The sequence below is a fragment of the Aquirufa sp. OSTEICH-129A genome (assembly GCF_054558355.1).
In genome coordinates this window covers 1-470 of the sequence record NZ_JBPXKC010000016.1, presented here as the reverse complement: position 1 = coordinate 470, position 470 = coordinate 1, and the positions used below count along the sequence as shown (strand labels likewise).

General features: G+C 45.1%; 1 protein-coding gene. It reads right to left on the bottom strand.

Annotation, left to right across the window (positions count from 1 at the left end; all coding sequences use genetic code 11):
• Positions 1-470 (bottom strand): Ig-like domain-containing protein (locus tag SKC36_RS12310; protein ID WP_459466075.1); only part of this gene is annotated, 470 nt, incomplete at both ends.

Sequence of the window (470 nt, the reverse complement as noted above, 5' to 3'; positions counted from 1 at the left end):
GCTTTGGTATAAGTAACACCTGAGATGGTAACTGCACTAGATCCAGAAGTAATGGTACCTGTAAGTGTACCACCTAAAGTACCAGTACCTGTCTTACGAGTAAGAGTAACTGTTCCATCAGCGGTGGCATTGACCGCATTGCCGTTTACGTCGGTTAATGTAACTGTAACAGCAAACCCTGTACCAGCTGTTTGTTGCGAGATAGAAGAAACGACTAATTTATTCGCTGTACCAGCAGTGTAAGTAATGGTAGATTGAGTTTGGGAACCAGTACCACTTTTCACAGGAGCTGCGCCTAATGTGGCCACGAAAACGCCTGAACCAGCCGCAGTAGGAGAAGTGACAGTAGCGGTATATGTACCATTGCTATTATCTGTAACCGAACCAATGGTACCTGAACCAGATGAGTTGGTGATGGTGACAGTAGCACCGCCAGCAGTTAAATTATTTCCATTGGCATCTTTAGCAGT